The 5,295-nt window shown below is 63.4% G+C and carries 6 protein-coding genes; 2 read left to right on the top strand and 4 right to left on the bottom strand.

Annotated features, from left to right (window positions below):
• Window positions 1-7: 7 nt before the first annotated feature.
• From CEY15_RS18915 to resB, 4 genes are all read right to left on the bottom strand, one after another.
• Window positions 8-409 (bottom strand): hypothetical protein, encoded by a 402-nt coding sequence (locus CEY15_RS18915; RefSeq protein ID WP_095719459.1) that lies wholly within the window; start codon window positions 407-409, stop codon window positions 8-10.
• A gap of 290 nt (window positions 410-699) precedes the next feature.
• Window positions 700-1,209, bottom strand: a complete 510-nt coding sequence (locus CEY15_RS17350; RefSeq protein WP_095719458.1) for a DUF2771 family protein — start codon at window positions 1,207-1,209, stop codon at window positions 700-702.
• 239 nt (window positions 1,210-1,448) lie between these two features.
• A complete protein-coding gene (gene ccsB, locus CEY15_RS17345; RefSeq protein ID WP_095719457.1) occupies window positions 1,449-2,453 on the bottom strand; it encodes a c-type cytochrome biogenesis protein CcsB in 1,005 nt (334 codons plus the stop codon).
• The gene (gene resB / locus CEY15_RS17340; protein ID WP_095719456.1) at window positions 2,450-4,096 is read right to left on the bottom strand and encodes a cytochrome c biogenesis protein ResB; all 1,647 of its coding nucleotides are present in this window, start codon (window positions 4,094-4,096) and stop codon (window positions 2,450-2,452) included. The genes ccsB and resB overlap by 4 nt, the downstream gene beginning before the upstream one ends.
• A gap of 318 nt (window positions 4,097-4,414) precedes the next feature.
• Here resB and CEY15_RS17335 point away from each other — a divergent pair, with 318 nt between their 5' ends.
• Together CEY15_RS17335 and CEY15_RS17330 are read left to right on the top strand one after the other, a co-directional pair.
• Entirely contained in the window at window positions 4,415-5,113 is a 699-nt protein-coding gene (locus CEY15_RS17335) for a response regulator transcription factor (RefSeq protein ID WP_095719455.1), read from the top strand.
• Window positions 5,110-5,289 carry a hypothetical protein gene (locus CEY15_RS17330; RefSeq protein ID WP_281254081.1) on the top strand — a complete coding sequence of 60 codons (180 nt, stop codon included), beginning with the start codon at window positions 5,110-5,112 and terminating at the stop codon, window positions 5,287-5,289. Before CEY15_RS17335 ends, CEY15_RS17330 begins: the two co-directional genes overlap by 4 nt.
• Window positions 5,290-5,295: the final 6 nt, after the last annotated feature.

Below are 5,295 nucleotides of genomic sequence, written 5' to 3'. Positions count from 1 at the left end.
CCACCCTCTACAAAACCCGGGGCTTGACACCAAGCAGGCGACGCGTCCACGGCCTGGCTCGGGTGCGCACGAACCGCACCGCCAGTGACGGGTGGCGCAGCAGTGACACGGCGGCGACCGCTGCCAGGACCAGCAGACAGCGGCGGTCGGCCAGCACCGCCCGCATATGTGCCGCTTCGTCGATCGAACCGAACAAGAAGCCGCACACGTGCCCGCGGGCGTCGCACCGACAGACCGCGACCAATGCCACGCCGTGCGGGGAATCAAGGTAGGTCCGGTGCCAGCGACGCATGAATCGTGGCCCCAGTCCGGGGAAGAAACCGGCCGGTAGCTGTTCAACGTGCAACTGCGCGGTCGCGCCGAGATCAGCGATCGTGGCACACCGCAGCACGAGATCGTCCTCCGTCACCGGTCCCGGCCGTGGGCAAGGCGCCGTCCGCGCACGGTAGAGCAGGCGGTAGCGCCACGTCGGTCGACACATAAGCTGACTCCCTTCTTCGGTCAGATCAAACCGGGCCCGGCCACTTGCGCGCCGGAAATGCCAGTTCGGTTAATGGGAAAGCGGCCAGAGCTCGGAAACTCGACAGTGAAACTTGCACCCCGGCCGGGCCCGTCACTGTGCGCTCGAATGTTCCCGCCGTGGGCTTCGACAAGTGCGAGAGTGTGGTCAAGCCGATACCGCTGCCGCCGCGGGGGCGCTCAGTCCTCGTAGACGAAGGACACGGACCATTCGCCGTTGAGGATCGACGGCTCACCGGCCTTGTCATAGAAGATCGGTACCGACCGGATGGCTAGGCCCTCGATGGGGCCATGTTCCGGGGTGCTCACCGGAATGAGTAGCTCGCCGGCACCGCCAGCCTCGACGATGTACTCGTTGGTGCCGCCCTGACGCACCTCGTAGACGTTCATCGTCGACTCGCGCAGCTCGGTGGACAAGCGGACGGTCAGTGTGTGCTCGCCGCGCACCACGAACTCGGGCACCGGGTTGGTGAAGGAGTTGCCGTCCAGGTCGGTCGCGGTGAAGGGCAGAGCCTTGACGGTGCTGCGGTCGGTGGCCACGGTGATCTCCGACAGCACACCGAACCGGGCTTCCGACCCCTTCCACGCCCCCAGGATGGCGGCGATCATGATGATCATCCACGCCAGGATCGCCCAGGTTGCCGGGCGGACACGGCGGCCGGTCAGTTCGGATGCATTGCGGGAGCTCACAGTTTCGTTCTGCCGATCTCTTCGTAGTCGGACTCAGGGAGCCGCCGGCTTCCCCGAGGTGCCGCGAACGGTTCCACCTAGCCCAGTGTGGTTACCCGGCTCGCCTCGCACGGTGCCAAAAAGCGTCTCCTGCCCGAGTCGGACCGGGGCGATAGCCGGCCCCGTTTCTTTCATTTCGCGGAGTTGGATGCTGCGCTTTCTAAAGCAGATATCGAGGCTGCGAAGTGCTCCTCAACCGTTCAGTTCAGGCCAGCATAGGAGTGCAGACCGGAGACCACGATGTTGATAAAGAACAGATTGAAGATGAGCACCGCGAACCCGGCGAGGTTGATCCAAGCGGCCTTCTTGGGGCCCCAGCCACTGGTGGCGCGGGCGTGCAGATAGCCGGCGTAAAGGACCCAAGAGACGAAGGAGGCAGTCTCTTTGGGGTCCCAGCCCCAGAAGCGACCCCACGCGCCCTCGGCCCAGACAGCGCCCAGCAGGATGCCCACGCTGTAGATCGGGAATGCGATCACAGCGGTGCGATAGGCCAGTCGGTCGAGAGTGTCGGCATGCGGTAGTGGGCGGGAAAGCCCGGAGCTCCAGCCCTTTTCCTGACCCTGCGGTTGCCACACCCGGATCAGGTACATGATCGAGGCGACACCGGATATCAGCAGGATGGCCGATCCCAGCGAGATGATCGAGACGTGGATGGGCAGCCAGTACGACTGCAGTGCCGGCACGACGGGAGCGGCTTCGGAATACAGGTTGGTGCCGCCGAAAAACAGCAGGATCAGAACCGGTACCAGTACGAATGGCCAGGCCACCTGCAGGGCCGGCTTGCGCAGGAAAATCAGCCCGGCGCCCACGCCCAGCAGCGTGGTCGCCAAAATGAACTCGTACATGTTGCCCCACGGGAACCGGTCCGTGGCCACCCCGCGCAGGATCAGCGCAGCCGCTTGGAAGAGGAAGGCGATGATGATGAATAGCTGTGCGATCCGTGCCCAGCGGACACTGCCTGCGGACTCACGGTCCTCGTCTCCGGTGTCGGTGAGAGAGGTTGATTCTGTGAGCCCGGGCCCACCGGCGCCCACTAGGTTCCGGCTTGATTTAGTCACCTTGGCTACCCGGAATCCGGCGTAGTAGATCAACGATGCGACAAGTGCCAGCACGTATAGACCGAACGCGGACCTATATGCCAGGTCGCTGTAGGTGGAGAGCGTCTCGTTGACAGGCAGTCCCTGCGCGAGAATTACAGTGTTCACCGGATGTTGTCCTTCCACGAAGCGTCGGGGTCGGCGCCTCGACTAGATGCAGTGTCGCTAGGTTCGGGCAAGACGGGTGTAGCAGTAGCAATGGTGGCCAGCCGGTCCCGGAGGTCGTCGAATTCCCGGCCCCAGCCCGATCTGTCCGTCTTAGCGAGGCCACCCAGGTCGACGCGGGTCGCCTGGGCCCCGTCGACAATGACCCGTGCCCAGATCCTTCGGCGACGGACCATCAACGACAGGACGAGTCCACCCACCATGACGGCAGCGAACACGCCCACCCAGATCTGAGTAGGGTCCTCCGAGACCTGGATGTTGATGAACTCGTCGGCTCCGTCGAAGCGAACCTCGGTGCCATCGGGCAGGGTCGTGGATTCGCCGGGCATGAGGTTGACGCGGGCCCTACGCTCCAACGCGCCCGACTCCATAAGGTCGGGGTCCAGCGAGAAGATCGACTGTGCGCCGCCATTGTCCAGGCCGGCGTTGCCCTGGTAGACGTCGATCGCCACCGCCGGGTCGTCCATCCGCGGGAAACGGGAGCTGAGTATGTTGCCGTCGAACGAGGCGGTCGGGGCGAACAGCCCCTGGATGGCGATCTGCTGCTCAAGGCGATCGTCGATGTCCGGGTACATGCCGGCTGGCGGATCAAAGCGCATGATGCCGGAGGAGAGAAAAGTCAACAGGTCCGTCGGTTGCCACTGCACTGTGTCTGTACGGGTCTCGCCGTTGGGGAACGTGACCGTGAACGTGGGCGCGAAGCCGTGACCTTGGAGGTAAACACGAGTACCGCCGATGCGCAGCGGGTGGTTGACCTGCAACGTGTAGGGATCCCATGTGTCTGGATCGGTGGTGGTGACCTCCTCACTGAAGCGAATGTTGGAGGTGAACATCTCCGCCTGGCCATTGGGTAGATAGTCGGTACGGAAATCTTCGACCTTGATACAGAACGGCGCCAAGTCAGTGCCGTCTACCAGCAGACCTGCCCGGAACGAGTCGTACGCACTAGGCGTGGTGTTGCAGAAGGCCGGCGATTCCTCGTTGGCGATGATCACCCGCATGCCCTCCGCGTACACGAACTTGCCGGCCGCGAACGCGATCAGCAGGAACAGCAAGCCGAAGTGGAATACGATGTTGCCCACCTCGCGCGCATACCCGCGCTCCGCGGACAACTCGATGCTGCCCGACACGCGACCGTCCCCGTTGTTGCGACGGACCCGCCAGCCCTTGAGGCTCTTTTGGACCTGGTCCGCAGCCTGCTCCGGCGTGGCCGTGGTCCGGTACGCCGCATGATGCGGCAGGCGCGCAAGGTTACGCGGGGCAAGCGGCGGCGGGGCCTTGAGTTGTTTGACCAGATCAATCGACCGCGGCGTCAGGCAGCCCACCAGCGATATAAACAGCAACACATACACGGCTGTGAACCACCAGCTGGAGAACACGTCGAACAACTGGAGCTTGTCGAAGAACTCCCCCAGCCAGCCGTTGTCCGCGATGTACTGATTGACGTTTCCCTGGTTGAGGCTGCGCTGCGGCAGGAGCGCCCCCGGTATCGCCGCCACCGCCAGCAGAAATAGCAGAATCAATGCCGTGCGCATCGCGGTGAGAGTGCGCCATGAGTTCCGCAGGAACGCGGTGACCGGAGCCATCCTAGGCACTGATATGAGTCCCCTCTGCCGTTCCCGGTGCGACGAACCGGAACGAGGGGCAGCTTCGGTGGGGCGTCACCGGCTTCATAGCATCATCAGCACCGCTGTAGCACGCATAGTCACATCTGGAGATTGTCCTTCGCCGACCCCATTGATTCGGTTGGGGTTTGATGAAGGTCTGATCAAGATCAAGCATGCGATAGGCGCCAGTGGCAGACCTACGACGATGATTGAGGCCTTATGTTCACATCCGATTCTCGAGACGCCGGACCTGAAGGTGAGTCACCGACCACGCGCGCGACCACAGGGCTGCGGGCGATGGTCATCGAAGATGAGCGTGAGCTCGCCGATCTCATCGGTACCTATCTGACCCGCGAGGGCTTCGACATCACGATCGTTCACGACGGGCAGGATGCAGTCGACCTGATCCGGCAGATTGATCCCGACGTCGTCGTGCTAGACCTCGGCCTTCCGCGGCTGGACGGCGTCGAAGTGTGCCGCCAGTTGCGCACCTTTTCCGATGCGTATGTCGTCATGCTCACCGCCCGCACCGAGGAGGTCGATACCCTCATCGGACTGTCCGTGGGAGCCGACGACTACATGACCAAACCGTTCAGCCCACGAGAGCTCATGGCCCGCATCCAGGTCATGCTGCGCCGTCCTCGATCGTCTACAGCCTTACGCTCCCCGTCTGCGGCCTCCGATCACAGAGAGCTGCGAAGGATTGGGGCACTGGCGATCGACGTCGAAGGCCGCGAGGTCACCGTCGACACCACCCCGGTTCAGTTGACCAGGACCGAGTTCGACCTCTTGGCGGCACTGACGCGAGACCCCGGCTTGGTGCTGTCCCGGACGCAGTTGATCAGTGCCATCTGGGGGCCTGACTGGGTCGGCGACACGCACCTTGTTGATGTCCACATCGGGCACCTCAGACGCAAGCTCGGAGACACTGCGTCCCGGGGCGCGTACATCCGCACCGTCCGCGGTGTCGGCTACCGCACCGGAGATGGTCAGTGAGCCGGATCGATCTGGGTGACAACGTGACGCGCCTCAAGCGGTGGTTCACCACTGCCACCTTCGGGACCCGGCTACTGGCGGCGCTCGCTTTTGTGATGATCGGTTTCGCAGTCAGTGCCTGGGTCGTCGCCGCAATACTTGCCCCCGGGATCGAGCCTGTCAAGATAATTGTGTGAGTTTTG

The sequence above is a fragment of the Dietzia natronolimnaea genome (assembly GCF_002289575.1).
Classification (GTDB): Bacteria; Actinomycetota; Actinomycetes; order Mycobacteriales; family Mycobacteriaceae; genus Dietzia; species Dietzia natronolimnaea_A.
Note: the sequence above shows the minus strand (reverse complement) of the source record. Positions and strands in the feature narration are given on the sequence as shown.